Source organism: Rouxiella sp. T17 (assembly GCF_036663475.1).
Taxonomy (GTDB): domain Bacteria; phylum Pseudomonadota; class Gammaproteobacteria; order Enterobacterales; family Enterobacteriaceae; genus Rouxiella.
The window spans coordinates 60,234-77,827 of sequence record NZ_JAWUEA010000035.1; the positions used below are offsets into that span (position 1 = coordinate 60,234).

The 17,594-nt window shown below is 51.8% G+C and carries 15 protein-coding genes; 10 read left to right on the forward strand and 5 right to left on the reverse strand.

Annotated elements, in window-relative coordinates:
- Positions 1-10 precede the first annotated feature (10 nt).
- The 6 genes from lepB to acpS all read left to right on the forward strand — a co-directional run bounded on the left by lepB (position 11) and on the right by acpS (position 4,767).
- Positions 11-988: a signal peptidase I gene (gene lepB, locus SC206_RS13735; protein ID WP_332738002.1), complete on the forward strand. Its 978-nt coding sequence runs from the start codon at positions 11-13 to the stop codon at positions 986-988.
- 213 nt (positions 989-1,201) lie between these two features.
- A complete protein-coding gene (rnc, locus tag SC206_RS13740) occupies positions 1,202-1,882 on the forward strand; it encodes a ribonuclease III (RefSeq protein WP_045045983.1) in 681 nt (226 codons plus the stop codon).
- Complete coding sequence (gene era / locus SC206_RS13745; RefSeq protein ID WP_332738003.1) at positions 1,879-2,784, forward strand: GTPase Era; 906 nt, start codon at positions 1,879-1,881, stop codon at positions 2,782-2,784. Before rnc ends, era begins: the two co-directional genes overlap by 4 nt.
- An 11-nt stretch (positions 2,785-2,795) precedes the next feature.
- Complete coding sequence (recO, locus tag SC206_RS13750) at positions 2,796-3,533, forward strand: DNA repair protein RecO (protein WP_332738004.1); 738 nt, start codon at positions 2,796-2,798, stop codon at positions 3,531-3,533.
- A 122-nt stretch (positions 3,534-3,655) separates the two neighbouring features.
- Entirely contained in the window at positions 3,656-4,387 is a 732-nt protein-coding gene (pdxJ, locus tag SC206_RS13755; protein ID WP_332738005.1) for a pyridoxine 5'-phosphate synthase, read from the forward strand.
- The gene (gene acpS, locus SC206_RS13760; RefSeq protein WP_332738006.1) at positions 4,387-4,767 is read left to right on the forward strand and encodes a holo-ACP synthase; all 381 of its coding nucleotides are present in this window, start codon (positions 4,387-4,389) and stop codon (positions 4,765-4,767) included. Before pdxJ ends, acpS begins: the two co-directional genes overlap by 1 nt.
- A gap of 68 nt (positions 4,768-4,835) precedes the next feature.
- Here acpS and SC206_RS13765 read toward each other — a convergent pair whose 3' ends face one another.
- The 3 genes from SC206_RS13765 to SC206_RS13775 form a co-directional block, all read right to left on the reverse strand.
- Entirely contained in the window at positions 4,836-5,096 is a 261-nt protein-coding gene (locus SC206_RS13765) for a YfhL family 4Fe-4S dicluster ferredoxin (protein ID WP_332738007.1), read from the reverse strand.
- A gap of 124 nt (positions 5,097-5,220) precedes the next feature.
- Positions 5,221-7,200 carry an acyltransferase family protein gene (locus SC206_RS13770; RefSeq protein ID WP_332738008.1) on the reverse strand — a complete coding sequence of 660 codons (1,980 nt, stop codon included), beginning with the start codon at positions 7,198-7,200 and terminating at the stop codon, positions 5,221-5,223.
- Positions 7,201-7,351: 151 nt separating this feature from the next.
- Positions 7,352-8,200 carry a MurR/RpiR family transcriptional regulator gene (locus SC206_RS13775; RefSeq protein WP_332738009.1) on the reverse strand — a complete coding sequence of 283 codons (849 nt, stop codon included), beginning with the start codon at positions 8,198-8,200 and terminating at the stop codon, positions 7,352-7,354.
- 125 nt (positions 8,201-8,325) lie between these two features.
- Here SC206_RS13775 and murQ point away from each other — a divergent pair, with 125 nt between their 5' ends.
- The 3 genes from murQ (at position 8,326) to tadA (ending at position 10,663) form a co-directional block, all read left to right on the forward strand.
- Positions 8,326-9,219, forward strand: coding sequence for an N-acetylmuramic acid 6-phosphate etherase (gene murQ / locus SC206_RS13780; protein ID WP_332738010.1), 894 nt, complete (start codon positions 8,326-8,328; stop codon positions 9,217-9,219).
- Positions 9,220-9,346: 127 nt separating this feature from the next.
- The gene (yfhb, locus tag SC206_RS13785; RefSeq protein ID WP_332738011.1) at positions 9,347-10,015 is read left to right on the forward strand and encodes a phosphatidylglycerophosphatase C; all 669 of its coding nucleotides are present in this window, start codon (positions 9,347-9,349) and stop codon (positions 10,013-10,015) included.
- A 90-nt stretch (positions 10,016-10,105) separates the two neighbouring features.
- Positions 10,106-10,663, forward strand: coding sequence for a tRNA adenosine(34) deaminase TadA (gene tadA / locus SC206_RS13790; protein ID WP_332738012.1), 558 nt, complete (start codon positions 10,106-10,108; stop codon positions 10,661-10,663).
- A 112-nt stretch (positions 10,664-10,775) separates the two neighbouring features.
- Here the strand turns inward: tadA and mltF are convergent, their stop codons facing one another.
- The gene (gene mltF, locus SC206_RS13795) at positions 10,776-12,242 is read right to left on the reverse strand and encodes a membrane-bound lytic murein transglycosylase MltF (protein WP_332738013.1); all 1,467 of its coding nucleotides are present in this window, start codon (positions 12,240-12,242) and stop codon (positions 10,776-10,778) included.
- Positions 12,243-12,522: 280 nt separating this feature from the next.
- On the opposite strand from mltF, the gene purL reads away from it, so the two are divergent.
- Positions 12,523-16,413: a phosphoribosylformylglycinamidine synthase gene (gene purL, locus SC206_RS13800; protein WP_332738014.1), complete on the forward strand. Its 3,891-nt coding sequence runs from the start codon at positions 12,523-12,525 to the stop codon at positions 16,411-16,413.
- Positions 16,414-16,437: 24 nt separating this feature from the next.
- Here the strand turns inward: purL and SC206_RS13805 are convergent, their stop codons facing one another.
- Complete coding sequence (locus SC206_RS13805) at positions 16,438-17,367, reverse strand: hypothetical protein (RefSeq protein WP_332738015.1); 930 nt, start codon at positions 17,365-17,367, stop codon at positions 16,438-16,440.
- Positions 17,368-17,594 lie beyond the last annotated feature (227 nt).

Below are 17,594 nucleotides of genomic sequence, written 5' to 3' on the forward strand. Positions count from 1 at the left end.
AGGAGTAGGAATGGCTAACATGTTTGCCCTGATTCTGGCGGTTGCCACGCTGGTTACAGGGATAATCTGGTGTCTTGATCGTTTTAAACTGGCGCCTGCGCGTCGGGAAAAAATCGCGCGTCTGAAAGTCGAAACGGCGGGTGCGGTTGACGAGCCTACTCTGAGCAAGGCTGCAAAACAGCCGGGCTGGGTAGAAACGTGTGCTTCCGTATTTCCGGTGCTGCTGGTGGTATTTGTGGTTCGTTCCTTTATTTACGAACCCTTCCAGATCCCATCAGGATCGATGATGCCAACGCTGCTTATCGGCGACTTTATTGTGGTCGAAAAATACGCTTACGGATTGAAAGATCCGATTACCCAGACCAAGCTTATCTCTACCGGTGAGCCGAAGCGTGGGGACGTGGTGGTATTTAAATATCCGCTTAATCCTCAGCTGGATTATATCAAGCGTCTGGTTGGCTTGCCGGGTGACCGTATTAGTTACGATCCGATGAGCAAAGAAGTGACGGTTCAACCCGCGTGTAATAATGGTCAGGCGTGCGATAAAGCGTTGGCAATTACTTATACCGCGAATGACGCCAGCCATTTCGTGCAGACATTTGGTCAGGCTTCAGGCAGTGAAGCCAGCAGCGGTTTCTTTGAAACGGATCCTTCGGCACCCGTGCCACAGGACGGCGTTCGTTTACTCGAACGTAAAGAAACGCTGGGCGACGTTACCCATAATATTCTCACCGTTCCCGGCGCGCGCGACCAGCTAGGGGCTTATTATCAGCAACCTGGTCAACCGCTGGGTACCTGGGTTGTGCCAGCCGGTCATTATTTCATGATGGGCGACAACCGCGATAACAGCGCCGACAGCCGTTATTGGGGCTTTGTGCCAGAGAAAGATCTGGTCGGCAGAGCTTCAGGTATCTGGATGAGCTTTGAGAAGCAAGAAGGTCAATGGCCAACGGGTATACGTTTAAGCCGTATTGGTGGAATTCATTAATAATGTTATGCCCGTCCGTTGCTGGACGGGCATATTATCCCAGCATTATCTTTCCACTCGTTGTAGAATATCCCTTCGAGCGATAAAAGTGGGTTACCCTAATAATAATAACGGGAACCACTGCAAACGAAACAGCTTTGGATCGGCTTTTGGCGAAGCAGGCCTGTTCCGTATGCTGAAGTTTTTGACGCATTCTTGATCTATTGGTAACTCATGAATCCCATCGTAATAAACAGGCTTCAGCGAAAGCTGGGCTACACTTTTCAACAGCAGGAGCTTTTATTGCAGGCACTGACTCACCGCAGCGCCAGCAGCAAGCACAATGAGCGATTAGAGTTTCTAGGCGACTCGATTCTCAGCTTTGTTATAGCAAATGCGCTGTACCATCGTTTTCCTCGTGTTGACGAGGGCGATATGAGCCGGATGCGTGCCACCCTGGTCCGCGGTAATACACTGGCTGAAATGGCGCGTGAATTCGACCTCGGCGAATGTTTGCGTTTAGGCCCCGGCGAATTGAAAAGTGGTGGTTTCCGCCGTGAGTCTATTCTCGCGGATACGGTGGAGGCACTCATTGGCGGCGTGTTCCTGGATAGCGATATTCAGACCGTCGAAAGACTGATCCTCGAATGGTACATGAGTCGTCTCGATGAAATCAGTCCCGGTGATAAGCAGAAAGACCCGAAAACCCGTTTACAGGAGTTTTTGCAAGGTCGTCATCTGCCGTTGCCTTCTTATCTGGTCGTGCAGGTTCGCGGTGAAGCGCACGATCAGGAGTTTACCATCCACTGCCAGGTCAGTGGCTTGAGTCAACCGGTTGTAGGAACCGGATCAAGCCGCCGTAAAGCCGAGCAGGCGGCAGCGGAACAAGCGCTGATACAGCTGGAGCTTGAATGAGCGAAGAAAAGAATTACTGTGGTTTTGTAGCAATCGTTGGCCGTCCAAACGTCGGTAAATCGACCTTGCTGAACGAGTTGCTGGGGCAGAAGATCTCCATCACCTCGCGCAAACCGCAAACCACCCGTCACCGGATCATGGGTATTCATACCGAAGGTCCATTCCAGGCTATCTACGTCGATACCCCTGGGCTTCACATTGAAGAAAAACGCGCGATTAACCGCCTGATGAACCGTGCTGCAAGCAGTTCAATCGGCGACGTCGAGCTGGTTATCTTCGTGGTTGAAGGCACCCACTGGACGCCGGATGACGAAATGGTTGTCAACAAGCTGCGTGACCTCAAAAGTCCGGTGCTGCTGGCCATCAACAAAATCGACAACGTGACTGACAAAGCCAAGCTGCTGCCACACTTGCAGTTCCTGAGCGAGCAGATGAACTTTGTTGATATCGTGCCGATCTCCGCCGAAAAAGGCACTAACGTCGACACAATCGCCTCGCTGGTGCGCAAGCGTCTGCCGGAAGCGGTTCACCACTTCCCGGAAGATTACATCACCGATCGCTCTCAGCGCTTTATGGCGTCAGAGATCATCCGTGAAAAGCTGATGCGTTTCCTGGGCGAAGAGCTGCCGTATTCCGTTACCGTTGAAATCGAGCGTTTCGTGACGAACGAGCGCGGCGGTTACGATATCAACGGTCTGATTCTGGTTGAACGTGAAGGCCAGAAGAAGATGGTTATCGGTAATAAAGGCTCGAAAATCAAGACTATCGGCATCGAGGCGCGCCACGACATGGAAAACATGTTCGAAGCGAAAGTACACCTTGAGCTGTGGGTTAAGGTTAAATCCGGTTGGGCAGACGACGAACGTGCGCTGCGCAGTCTGGGTTATGTAGACGACTTATAAGGTCCGCGCCGATGGAAGGCTGGCAACGCGCTTTTGTCTTGCATGGGCGGCCTTACAGTGAAACCAGCCTGATGCTGGACATGTTCACTGAAGGGCAAGGGCGGGTACGCATACTGGCAAAAGGTGCGCGTGGCCGCCGTTCAAATCTGAAAGGCTGTTTACAGCCTTTCACGCCTCTTCTCATTCGCTGGAGCGGGCGAGGCGAAGTCAAAACGTTGCGCAACGCCGAAGCTGTTTCACTGGCGCTGCCTCTTTCCGGCACCATGCTTTACAGCGGCCTTTACGTTAACGAGCTGGTATCCCGCGTGCTCGAACAAGAAGCCAACTACTCCGCACTTTTTTTCGATTACCTCCACTGTTTGCAAAATCTGGCTGCCGCCACGGTAACCCCTGAATACGCGCTGCGTCAGTTCGAGCTGGCTCTGCTGAATAATCTCGGCTATGGCGTAGATTTTCTGCATTGTGCAGGGAGCGGCGAAGAGGTCAGCGAAGACATGACCTATCGTTATCGTGAAGAAAAAGGCTTTATTGCCAGCCTTGTCATTGATAATTTGACCTTTACCGGCCGTGATTTGATGGCATTAGACAGCCGCGAATTTCCCGACGCCAACACGTTACGCGCCGCCAAACGATTCACTCGCATGGCCTTGAAACCCTATCTCGGCGGTAAGCCGTTGAAAAGCAGAGAGCTGTTTCGTCAATTCGTCATGAAAAAACCGACGCCGCCGACTGAAAATCCTGCCGACTGATTTTGTCTGCGCGCGCATTAGCGTGATAAACTGCCCCTTCTATTTACTTAATTCTTTACTTAATTGTTGCTGAATTCTGCTGCGTCGGAACCCGTTTGGGTCTCACAAATTAGGAGTGTTTCATGGCCGAGTTACTGTTGGGCGTCAATATTGACCACATCGCTACACTGAGAAACGCGCGCGGTACGGCGTATCCTGATCCTGTTCAGGCCGCGTTTGTTGCCGAGCAGGCCGGAGCCGACGGTATTACCGTTCACCTGCGCGAAGACCGTCGCCACATTACCGACCGCGACGTGCGTATCCTGCGTGAAACCATTCAAACGCGTATGAATCTCGAAATGGCAGTCACCGACGAAATGGTTGGCATTGCCTGCGACATCAAGCCGCATTTTTGCTGCTTAGTGCCTGAAAAGCGTGAAGAAGTCACTACCGAAGGCGGGTTGGACGTTGCCGGGCAAAAAGACAAAATGACCGTCGCGTGTGAACGTCTGTCACAGGCCGGTATTCTGGTGTCACTGTTTATCGACCCTGATATGCGCCAAATCGATGCGGCCGTCTCTGTGGGCGCGCCTTATATCGAAATCCACACGGGCGCCTATGCTGAAGCGCCGGAAGGCATTCATCGTGAGGCCGAGTTCCAGCGTATTAAACACGCGGCTACTTACGCGGCTTCAAAAGGGTTAAAAGTGAACGCCGGCCACGGCTTGACCTATAAAAACGTGCAGCCGATCGCCGCGCTGCCAGAGATGCACGAGTTGAACATCGGCCATTCGATCATTGGTCAGGCCGTGTTTGATGGCTTGGCTGGCGCGGTCAGCGAAATGAAAGCGCTGATGCGAGAAGCGCGTCGCTAATGGCTATCCTTGGTTTAGGCACTGATATCGTTGAGATTGTCCGCATTGAGGCGGTAGTTGAGCGCAGCGGTGACAGGCTGGCAAAGCGTATTTTAAGCGCCAACGAATGGCAGCTTTATCTCAACCATCAGCAGCCGGTGCGTTTTCTGGCTAAGCGATTTGCGGTGAAAGAAGCCGCTGCCAAGGCGCTTGGCACGGGTATTCGTAATGGTCTGGCGTTTGAACAGTTTGAAGTGGTCAATGATCCGCTCGGCAAGCCGAACCTGATTTTTCACGCCCGGGCGGCTGAAATGGCCGCCGAGTTTGGCGTAAAATCGGTACATGTGACCTTGGCGGATGAACGTCATTACGCCTGCGCTACGGTCATCATTGAAAACTAGAGGTTAAAACTTCAAGTTTAGAACGACACGCTGCCCACTAACGCTGCAAGGTGATGTTTTTCAGTCGCCTACAGCAGGGCAGTAAGATGTAAGGCCACATATTTGACCCACAGCTGCTCGCTACTTTCGCGGAGCTGTGGGTCAAAAATGACAGTATTGTCGATCGGGCATACTTCCTGACAGGTTGGGGCTTCGTAATGCCCAATACACTCCGTACAGCGCTCGCTGTCGATTTGATAAATACTTTCCCCCAGCGCAATCGCCTGATTCGGGCACTCCGGCTCGCACATATCGCAATTAATGCATTTTGAAGTAATCAGTAGCGCCATGGGTTTCTCAACACAAGAAAAGAGGGGCGGGCATTATAACAAGCCTTTTTCGCCCCACGCAGATACCTTATAGAAAGCTGATGTGGATCAAATTCAGCGAGTCTGAATATTGCTGACAACGTTTTTAATCAGCTTCCTTTTTTAACGGATTGCCTTTTAATTTCAAATACAGCTGACCCAATTTTAGCGAAGCGTAATTATTAATATGATTGTCATCCCTATAGACGGGTATACCATCGAATTCTTCTATACATCGGTTGCCAGTACATAATGCATCTCGTGGGTCTATAAAAATGAGGGTGGGATATTTGTTTTTTAACTGATTAAACAGGGTGGCAGACCAGTCGTTTTTTTCAGATTGTGAAATAGTCATATGACAGCTATCGGCAACATAGGGTCTTCTAAACTTGATATGCTGGCTAAAACAATTGTTAGCACCTTCCGTTACAGTGGGGATTTGTTTCATTATGACAGGCGTTGCACCCGACTTTATAATAATGTCGATAGCGTTGTTTAATGCTAAAGAGATTTGATTTCTTGACCACTCAATGGAATGAATCTCTTCTGCCTTATTTGTGGCAACTACCGTTTCATAACTATCCCATTTTTGGGCGATAATAACGTAATCAAATTTATCATGTTCTATTTTATTATAATACTTTGTGCTTTCTTCATGACACGACATATTAATGCTGCCGTAATTATCTGCTTTATGCCATTGGTAAAAGTTGGGAAGAGAAAGACAGGCGCCACGACTTTGAATAGTGATAGCCAGATGAGCATCTTTACCTAGAACATCAAAAAAATTCAGAAAATGTCCGGCATGAGAATCGCCTAGTAAAAACGCCCGTTTTTTAGACTGCGTTTCACCCATGATACACTTATTGATATCAGCATTGGGTGGAGCTTCGTAACAACGTCCGCTCAATTCTGCATTAGGCTCTTTTCCTGTGGTTACCACTAATGCATAGTGTTTGCCGAAACGCTCGGCGAACCCAGCCTCCTTTTTGACGAAATAGTTGAGTGACATTGAAATGCTAATCGGAATCAACACTAAATATAGTAACGATTTTATTAATCCCGTCTTCTTAACCCTAAAAGGTTTTTCGATAAAAATATAAGACAAATAGGCTGCAATGCCGGTAAGCATAAAACAGACTGCAAGATAAAGCGCGCCTTCCTTAATATTAAAATAATGGGCCGTGGCAAAGATTGGCCAGTGCCATAGGTACAGAGAGTAAGAAAGCGTGCCGACAAAGACTAATGCTGGACAAGAGAGGATCCGTGTCGTGATCCCTTTCCCTGAAGAGCCGACGATAATAAGCGTGACCACGGCCAATGAAACAATAACACTGTGGAAATCAGGATAACCATAAACGACTGTCGGACGGGTTGCGCAATAAAAAAGCGTGATCAATGATATCAGGCCGAGCAGCGACAGCAGGCGTTTATTGATATTGATTTTTTTATAGTCGAAAGCGACTAAACAACTGCCTGCCATTAGTTCAAAAATACGACAGCTTAGGAAGTAGTAACTTCTACCTGGATATTTTTCCCCAAGATATAAAGAAATACTCAGCGCCAGAAGAGTAAGCGAAAGCGTAAGGAATCCAATGAATTTTTTTGGTACATAGCGATGAATCAATAATAAACCAGGAGGCAGGAATAAATACCATTGCCATTCAATCGAAAGAGACCAAGTGTGCAGCAGCAGTAGACTCGTCGTGTCAGCGGCAGCATATTGCACCGCATTGCGGGCTAAATAGATGTTCGACATGAATGAGGCGGCATATTTGCTGCTGGTCATATAGGCAACGAAATCGTTGGGTAAGTAAAATACGACCGCGATTATAGCTGTGAAAACGAATACGCCAAGAAATGCAGGTTGCAGCCTCCAGAGGCGACGACGATAAAAATCGGCCACTGAAAAGGTCCCGTCGATAACTGAACTGTTAATGATTGAAGTAATTAAATATCCTGAAATAACAAAGAAAATGTCTACGCCGATAAACCCCGATGAAAAATAATTAAATCCCGCATGGAAAAGTAAAACAAATAAAACTGCGATTGCTCGCAGCCCATCAATATCGGAGCGATATTTCATTTTTGCGCCTTATTTAATAAATTTATAAATGCAAAATATTTATTTAAGACGCAGATTATATCAGGGCATATTTTTATCTTGATAAACGGAAGCCGACTTTTCCTTATTTATTTCTGATATTTTCCTGATAATTCCTTAATTCACCTGATGATTAACTGATTTTTTTAACGAGGGCTTCACTGTGCTTAATTCTTTCCGGCGCTTTTTCGGTATCTTGCTGAATAAGGGCCATGAAAAGAATGTCGGTAAGGGAAGACTGCGCGGTGCTGGCCGAAATAGCTGCGCCGCGGGTGACCGGCAATTCCGCTAGCGTATACAGGCAGTGATCGGCCTGCTGTTGCAGCGAATTGGGTGAAAAGCTGGTTAATGCCAGCGTTTTGGCTCCCGCCTTGCGCGCCACCTCGGCCGCCAGATTGATTTCTCGTCGCTCGCCGCTAAATGAAATAGCCAACAAGAGATCCTGTTCGCCGAACGCCTGTACTGTCGAAAGTAAGACGTGAGTGTCTGACTCGACAATCGCTGTAATTCCAATTTTCAGCAGCTTATAGGCAAAATCTCGGGCAACCAGCCCGGACGCGCCCATGCCGGTCAGCACGATTTTACGTGCGTGGGTCAGCATAAACAGCGCCTGCTGCAAACGCTGTTCGCTATTAACGTCAAGCGTTGCCCGCAGTGCCGCCTGCTTCTCGGCAATGAGCTTTTCGCCTACCGTTAACAGGCTGTCAGTGCTGAGTATTCGGTTGTGAACAGTAATCGCGGGGTCGTTTTGTGGCGTCGAAAGCGCCTCGCTCAATGCCAATTTCAGAGCCGGGAAGCCTTTATAACCCAGCTTTTGCGCAAATTTCACTACGCCGGACTGACTGACGCCCGCCAGTTCCGCCAACTTCTGCGAGCTTAAATGACGCGCCTGCTCGGGATGAGCCAGCAGGAAATCGGCCAGCTTTCGGTCATTTTCGGCCAGCTGTGGGTACATCTGGCGAATACGTATCATCGTGCTCATAATCCTGTTCCCTGTGGCAAGTTTCCTGTGGCTTTCTCTCTAAGCTAGCAAAAAAAACTCGCAATGCTGAATAATCTATTCAAATATGAGAAATAAACTTCGAATTAAATATTCACGAGGACCCCATGAACTTAGGCGCTTTGGTATCTGAAACCCGAAATCCTGACACCACTCATCTGGATGAAATGTCGACGCTGGAAATGGTCACCTGCTTTAATAATGAAGATGCCAAGGTGCCGCTGGCGATTAAGGCGGTATTGCCCGAGATTGCGCAGGCGGTGGACTTGGCGGCGGCCTCTTTTCGTGCCAATGGGCGGCTGATTTATTTGGGGGCGGGCACCAGTGGGCGTTTGGGCGTGCTTGACGCCTCTGAGTGTCCGCCAACTTTCGGCGTGCCGCACGGCATGGTAATTGGGCTAATTGCCGGCGGGGCCGGCGCGTTGTTGAAGGCGGTGGAGGGCGCGGAAGACAGCGCTGAGCTAGGAGAGGAAGATTTAAAAGCGTTAAATCTTACCGCCGACGATACCGTGGTCGGGCTGGCTGCCTCTGGCCGCACGCCTTATGTCATTGGCGCGCTGCGTTATGCGCGCGCGTTGGGATGCGCGACGGTGGCCATCTCCTGTAATCCGGCGTCGCCTATCGCCAATGAGGCGCAGGTCGCGATTTCGCCCGTCGTGGGCCCTGAAGCCTTAACCGGTTCGACGCGCTTGAAATCGGGCACAGCGCAAAAGTTGGTGCTCAACATGATTTCCACTGGCGCGATGGTAAAATTCGGCAAGGTTTACCAAAATTTGATGGTCGATGTGAAAGCGACCAACGTCAAGCTGGTCGATCGCGCCTGTCGAATTGTGATTGAAGCGACGGGAGCCGCGCGCGCCGATGCGGAATCTGCCTTGCAGCAGACCGCGTTTGAGGTCAAGCCCGCGATCCTGATGCTGCTGGCGCAGATCTCCGCCGATCAGGCCAAGGCGCGATTGATCCAGCATAATGGTTTTCTTCGCGCCGCGCTGATCGACTAAGCTACACTTTGTTTAATAACGATCTGTTAAGCTTTGAAAAGTCACTTTATCGTCAAAGCCGCCGCCGGCCTGAAATCTGTTATTGGCCGAGCGGATTGAAGATTCAATAAATAATGTTCGCTAAATTATGGGGTTAAACTATCCCGGGGGTAACGGATTGAGCGCGAAGACGGATCGACGGGTGGTGTTTTTTGACCTGGACGGCACCTTGCATCAGCAGGACATGTTCGGCACTTTTATGCGTTTTCTGCTGTGGAGAATGCCGCAAAACCTGCTGTTAGTGATCCCGCTGCTGCCTGTTATCGGGATTGGGCTGGCGTTGTGCGGGCGCGCCGAGCGCTGGCCGATGAGTCTGCTGCTCTGGTCCATCACTTTCGGGCATAGCGAGGCGCGATTAAAAGCGCTTGAGCTGAGCTTCGTTAATTGGTTCCGCCAAAAAGTGGTGGCTTTTCCGGTGGTACAAATGCGCCTGCGGGATTATCTCGAGCACGGCGACGCCGACGTTTGGCTGATCACGGGCTCCCCCGAAAACCTTGTCCAGCAGGTTTATAACGCCTCGCCGTTTCTTCCTCACGTCAAGCTGGTCGGCAGCCGAATTGCGCGTCGACGCGGTGGTTGGGTGTTGGCAATGCGCTGTCTCGGAGAAGAAAAAGTGTCTCAACTCGAACAACGCATCGGTTCGCCACTCAAGCTTTACAGCGGCTACAGCGACAGCAAGCAGGACAACCCACTGTTATTCTTCTGCGAGCACCGTTTTCGCGTTAGCAAGCAGGGCGAACTTCAACAGCTGGAATAAATGCTGCGCCTAGTAAAGCTGCTCCTGCAAAAGCTCGCCTCTCCTTTGTGAACTAAAACGGTAGCTATACTGTGTCTGCCGGTGCGGGCAGTGTATGATAGCCGCCGTTTTGGAGAGGGTGAGGTTTACGTGACTGAGCAACACAGCGATCAATACTGGATGCAGCATGCCATGGCGCTGGCGGTAAAGGCGCAGGATGCGGGTGAAGTGCCGGTAGGCGCAGTATTAGTGCTTGATAATAAAGTGATTGGCGAAGGTTGGAACCGTTCGATAGGTCATCATGATCCTACGGCGCACGCCGAAATTATGGCGCTGCGGCAGGGCGGTGTAGTGGTAAAAAATTATCGACTGCTGGATGCCGTGCTTTACGTCACGCTTGAACCCTGTGTAATGTGCGCGGGCGCGATGGTTCACAGCCGCATTCGCCGCCTGGTTTACGGCGCGGCCGATTTGAAAACGGGCGCGGCAGGTTCGCTGCTCGACGTGCTGCGTCATCCAGGAATGAATCACCAGATTGATATCTCTTCTGGCGTGCTGGCCGAGGCGTGTTCCAGCCAGCTAAGCGAATTTTTCAAAATGCGCCGAAGCCAGCAAAAAGCGCTACGCAAGGCACAGCGCGACGCCGCCAGCGATTTATCCTCCGAATAACGATCATCTTCAGATAACGAAACTCATCATCTGATTAGCGGACTTTTCATTAGATTAGCCAACGTTATCATCTGATTAGCGAACGTTATTCTCCGACCCGCGCGAGCAGCTTTTAACTGCCCGCGCCTGCCAACTCCTGAACATTGACTGCCGGATATCCCGCCGCCATCTGCGTCTGTAACAGGGCTGCGGCGGCTTTCTGTTTCTCTTTCTCCAGCAGGTAGCCGACGAGACTTATCTGGTATTTACGAATATTCTCGACGTAGTTAAACGCCTGCGTGCCGCGCGCGTAGCCGTAAGTCGTCTTACTGTAATAGCGTTTTTGATTGAGCATCGGCAGACGCTGTTTCACATCGACCCAGCTGTCAGGATTCCCTTTCTGCGCCGCCGTCATCGCGCGGGCGTCGAGCATGTGTCCGTAGCCCATATTATACGCCGCCAGCGCAAACCAGATTTTGTCGTCGTCGGCAATTGAAGTCGGCAAGGTATTGATTATCTTGTTTAAATACAGGGCGCCGCCGCGAATACTCTCTTCTGTATCGAGCCGATTAGCCACGCCAAGACCCTGCGCGGTCGCGCGAGTCAGCATCATCATGCCGCGCACACCGGTCGGCGAGGTGGCACTCGGATCCCAGTGGGATTCCTGATAGGAGATAGCCGCCAGCAGGCGCCAGTCTATTTTATCGGCATATTTTTCGAATAACGGCTGCAAACTATTGAGCTTGGCATCAATGCTATTAAGGAAGGCACGCGTATCGACAAAATCGAATTCTCCCACGTGGCCGAGATACTTCTCTTCCAGCCGCTCCAGCGTTCCGTCTTCTGAAATTTGGCTGTAAAAGTCGAGCATGGCCGCGTAAAGGCTATCGTCGTCCTCTTTCTTATTGAAATACCAGGTTACCGGCTCGTCTTCGGTTGCATCAAACGCAACCGCAAGACGTGGATAGACACGCTGTAACAAGGCCACGGTCACGGAATCGCCCAGCGTATATTTGAGTTTTCCCTGCGCTACCTGCTGCATCAGCTCGGCGGGCGAGTATCGGTGTGTGACGCCCCAATCGAGGTCGGGAAAGCTCTTTTTGGCTTCTTCCAGCGTAGTGATATGCGCCGCGCCAGCAGAAACCACCAGATTATTGCTGAGATCGGCAAAGGATTTTGGGCGCACCGAGCCTTGTCGATAAAGAACCTGCTGGGAGACGGTGTAGTACTCCGGGCCGGTACGAAACGACTTTAAACGCTCGGGATTATAGATAAGCCCCGAAGCCAGCATGTCGGCTTTATTACTTTTGAGATCGTTAAAAAGACTTTCGATGTCTTTATGTGGTGATAACACCAGCTTGACGCCAAGGTAATCGGCGAAGCGGCTGGCTAATTCATAATCAAATCCCCGGTCACCGGTATTGCCATTAAAATAGGTCTGCGAAGAGTCGAGCGTACTGACGCGCAATTCTCCACGGGAAAGTATGTTTTGCAGCTGGTCCCCGGACCCACGTTGCCATGGAATACTCGGCCAAAGCGCGAGTGCCAGAAGCAGGGTTATAAGGCCTACAACAAAATAGGTAATTTTTATGCGCTTCAAATAGTTATCTCTCTGCGGCGCTATTCTTTTAATAAGATAAAACAGTGCTAAAAAAGGGGTCTACATCCTGGTGCCGACGCATTTTGCTCAACAAAACGACAATCTGCAACTTTATTCCAAATAACCCCTGTAAACTGTGAGGTTAAAGGTATTATTAATATTCCCTGCGCAAACGGTTTCGTCGCGCTCGAGGATTCTCTATAATAGCCGGCGTTTTCCCCCTGTTGCGCCCAATGAAGCACCTACGGTCAGTTGCTTCGAAGACGAGAGATATTTGATTATGGAAATACTGCGTGGTTCGCCCGCTTTGTCGGCTTTTCGCATTAATAAACTGCTTTCCCGTTTTCAGGAAGCCAAGCTTCCGGTAGACGACGTCTACGCAGAATTCGTCCACTTCGCCGACGTCAGCGCTCCGCTGACTGCGGATGAACAAACCAAGTTACAACGCCTGCTCAAATATGGTCCTTCTCTCGCCGAACACGCTCCTGTTGGCCGTCTGATTCTGGTAACACCTCGCCCGGGCACGATTTCGCCGTGGTCTTCGAAAGCCACCGATATCGCGCATAACTGCGGTCTGGCGCAGGTACTGCGTCTCGAGCGCGGTCTGGCCTTCTATGTCCAGGCGCCACAACTGACCGAAGAACAGTGGCAGACGCTAGGCGCACTGCTGCACGATCGCATGATGGAAACCGTCTTCAGCGAACTGTCCGATGCCGAAAAACTGTTTGCCCAGCACGAGCCGGCACCTGTTCAGCACGTCGACCTGCTCGGCGAAGGCCGTGTGGCGCTAGAACAGGCCAACATCAAGCTGGGTCTGGCACTGGCCGAAGACGAAATCGACTATCTGGTTAATGCCTTTACCAATTTGGGCCGTAATCCGACCGACATCGAGCTGTACATGTTCGCGCAGGCTAACTCCGAACACTGCCGCCATAAAATCTTTAACGCCGACTGGGTTATCGATGGCGAAGTACAGCCAAAATCGCTGTTCAAAATGATCAAGAACACTTTTGAGCAAACGCCGGATCACGTACTGTCTGCCTACAAAGACAACGCGGCCGTCATGGAAGGCTCAAAAGTTGGCCGTTTCTACGCAAATGCGGAAACGGGCCTGTACGATTTTAATCAGGAAGACGCACACATCCTGATGAAGGTCGAAACGCACAACCATCCAACTGCGATTTCTCCGTGGCCGGGTGCCGCGACCGGTTCCGGTGGCGAAATCCGTGACGAAGGCGCAACCGGACGCGGCGCTAAACCGAAAGCGGGCCTGGTTGGCTTCTCGGTTTCCAACCTGCGTATTCCTGGTTTCGAGCAGCCTTGGGAAGAAGATTTCGGCAAGCCTGATCGCATCGTTACCGCGCTGGAAATCATGACCGACGGCCCTCTCGGCGGCGCGGCATTTAACAACGAATTCGGCCGTCCGGCACTTCTAGGCTACTTCCGTACCTATGAAGAGCAGGTCAACAGCCATAATGGCCCAGAACTGCGCGGCTATCATAAGCCAATTATGCTGGCGGGCGGTATTGGTAACATCCGTGCCGATCACGTTCAAAAGGGTGAAATCACCGTGGGCGCGAAACTGATCGTGCTGGGTGGCCCTGCCATGAACATCGGTTTGGGCGGCGGCGCAGCCTCTTCAATGGCTTCGGGTCAGTCTGATGCCGACCTCGATTTCGCCTCCGTACAGCGTGACAACCCAGAAATGGAACGTCGTTGTCAGGAAGTTATCGACCGCTGCTGGCAGCTGGGCGAAGCGAACCCGATTCTGTTTATCCACGACGTGGGCGCGGGCGGCTTGTCCAACGCCATGCCTGAGCTGGTAAGCGACGGCGAACGCGGTGGCCGCTTCCAGCTGCGCGATATTCTTAACGACGAACCGGGCATGAGCCCGCTCGAAGTCTGGTGTAACGAGTCGCAGGAACGTTACGTAATGGCCGTTGCGCCAGCCCAGCTGGAGCAGTTCGACGCTATCTGTAAACGCGAGCGCGCGCCTTACGCCGTTATCGGTGAAGCCACCGAAGAGATGCACCTGACGCTGGAAGACAGTCATTTCGACAACCAGCCAATCGACATGCCGCTCGACGTGCTACTCGGCAAAACGCCGAAAATGACTCGCGACGTGCAGACTCTGAAAGCTGCTGGCGATGCGCTTAATGGCGAAAACATTCAGATTGCCGAAGCGGTTAACCGTATTCTGCATCTGCCTGCCGTGGCCGAGAAAACCTTCCTTATTACCATCGGCGACCGTTCGGTAACCGGCATGGTCGCACGCGATCAGATGGTCGGTCCGTGGCAGATCCCTGTTGCTGACTGCGCGGTAACCACCGCCAGTCTCGACAGCTATCACGGCGAAGCGATGTCTCTGGGCGAACGTGCGCCAGTGGCATTGCTCGACTTCGCGGCTTCTGGTCGTCTGGCCGTGGGTGAAGCATTAACTAACATTGCGGCGACCGAAATCGGCAGCCTCAAACGCGTAAAACTCTCTGCAAACTGGATGTCCGCTGCGGGTCACCCGGGCGAAGATGCAGGCCTGTACGCGGCCGTTAAAGCCGTGGGCGAAGAGCTGTGTCCGGCGCTGGGTATCACTATTCCGGTCGGCAAAGACTCCATGTCAATGAAAACGCGTTGGCAGGAAGGCACCGAACAGCGCGAGATGACCTCTCCACTGTCGCTGGTTATCACGGCCTTTGCGCGTGTTGAAGATGTCCGCCACACCGTGACACCTGAGCTGCGCACTGACAAGGGTGACACCTCGCTGCTGCTGATTGACTTGGGCAACGGCCACAACGCGCTGGGTGCGACCGCACTGGCACAGGTTTATCGTCAACTGGGCGACAAACCTGCCGACGTGCGTAGCGCCGAGCAGCTGGCAGGCTTCTTCAACGCCATGCAAAAACTGGTCTCCGAGCAGAAACTGCTGGCCTACCACGACCGTTCAGACGGCGGCCTGCTGGTTACATTAGCTGAAATGGCCTTTGCCGGTCACTGCGGCATTACCGCCGACATTAAAGCGCTGGGCGATTCTGCACTGGCCGCGCTGTTTAATGAAGAGCTGGGCGCCGTGATTCAGGTCCGTAACGAGCAACGCGCCGAGGTAGAGCAAATTCTGGCACAGCACGGCTTGGGCGATTGCACCCACGTTCTGGGCAGCGTCGAGCAGGGCGATCGTTTCGTTATCACCTCTGGCGACAAGCCGGTGTTCAGCGAAAGCCGCAGCACGTTGCGTACCTGGTGGGCCGAAACCACCTGGCAGATGCAGCGTCTGCGCGACAACCCTGAGTGCGCCGATCAGGAGCACGAAGCCAAGAAAGACAATAATGACCCAGGTCTAAACGTCAATCTGACCTTCGCCCCACAAGAAGACGTAGCAGCGCCTTACATTGCGACCGGTGCGCGTCCGAAAGTTGCCGTACTGCGCGAGCAGGGCGTTAACTCCCACGTCGAAATGGCGGCCGCTTTCCATCGCGCCGGCTTCGATGCCGTAGACGTTCACATGAGCGACCTGCTGGCGGGCCGTCGTGACCTGCAAGAGTTCCATACGCTGGTGGCGTGTGGTGGCTTCTCTTATGGCGACGTGCTGGGCGCCGGTGAAGGCTGGGCCAAGTCTGTGCTGTTCAACGAGCGCGTACGTGACGAATTCGAAGAGTTCTTCCATCGTCCACAGACCTTGGCGCTCGGCGTATGTAACGGCTGTCAGATGATGTCTAACCTGAAAGAGCTGATTCCAGGTGCCGAGCATTGGCCGCGTTTCGTGCGCAACCTGTCCGATCGCTTTGAAGCGCGTTTCAGTCTGGTTGAAGTCACTGCCAGCCCGTCGCTGCTGCTTCAAGGCATGGCCGGTTCGCATATGCCAATCGCCGTGTCACATGGTGAAGGCCACGTTGAAGTGCGTGATGCCGTGCATTTGTCTCAGCTTGAGCACGCGAATCTGGTCGCACTGCGCTTTGTTGATAACAACGGTAAAGTTACCGAGAACTATCCGGCGAACCCGAACGGCTCTCCGAACGGTATCACCGCGGTAACTAACCTCTCTGGTCGCGTCACCGTGATGATGCCGCACCCAGAGCGCGTATTCCGTACCGTCAGCAACTCGTGGCACCCAGAAAACTGGGGCGAAGACAGCCCGTGGATGCGCATGTTCCGCAACGCGCGTAAACAGCTTGGTTAATTAGCTTTTACATAAGCCTTTACATTAGCGTTGACCACGCAAATCCTGAAAATCCACAGCGCCTTGGCCTGTGGATTTTTTTTGCCAAATTTCCGTCTGCGCCAGCTCAATGTGTTCGACCAGCATCTCTCGGCAGGTGTTGATCAGGTTTGCACGATGGCGACTCACGCCGTCGTAGGCGATATCCGGCGTGGTCGGAAACGTAGGGTAGTGAATGTCACCCCTAAAATGGGGCAGGCAATCGCGGTCAAAGTTTTGTTTAAGCTCGCGCGAGCTGGCAATGTTTCGGCCTTCATTATCGAGCACCGAATTACACTCCTGGTCCAACTGCTGGATATGGTGCAGCGTTTGCCTTACAGCCTGCTGCTTAACGTCAATCACTTCGCGATAGGGCGTTAAATTGGCTTGCGTCGGCTGGTTTCTCTCCATGACCTCTTTTTGAAACTCAAGATAGTTATTACTAAATGCCAAAATATCTTTATTTTCATTGAGCTGGCGCTGCGTGTCATCACAGAATTTTAGACAGTTTGAGGGCGAAATCGCCTTTAGCGTTACGCCGAGTTTTTGTTCGGCCAAGGTATTTAATTCGTTCATTTGCCCACAAACATCGTTCTCCTCTATTTGTGGCCTGATAACCTCGCTCAGTGAATTAAGGTCACCAATTACAGCTTTTATGCAGCTCCGCTGAACACGATACCTTTCACGACTTTTCTCCAGCGTTCGAAAAATGGGTTCATTGTCGGCGTATTGGCTTAGCGCCTGCTGGATAGTTCGCTGATAGCGGCCAAGTTTGTCGTGTATCAGGCTCGGCGCGTCCAGTGAGTGAGGCCGTTGGCGGCTGTTTCCTACCTTCATTAACTGCTCGCCGACATAGGAAACGGGCCCTGCCAGAATGCTGACCGCGCGATGAAACAAACACATTACGGTGAGCATATTTTGCTTTGAAATGATCATGCTGTTATTTCTCTGATGCCAAATGAGTGGCCGGATAGCGGCTAAAGTAGGCGTCAGGATGATTTTTTTATATTACTTTTCGCTCATTATTCGAGCGGGTAGATTCCACTCGAGCCTGCTCGCAAAACGACTGCAATAAGATGAAATCCCTAGCGGTGCGCACTAAATTTACTTGGCGATCAAGGCTGTGAGCCAGATCGCCGTTAGTTGTTCCTCTATCGCTTATG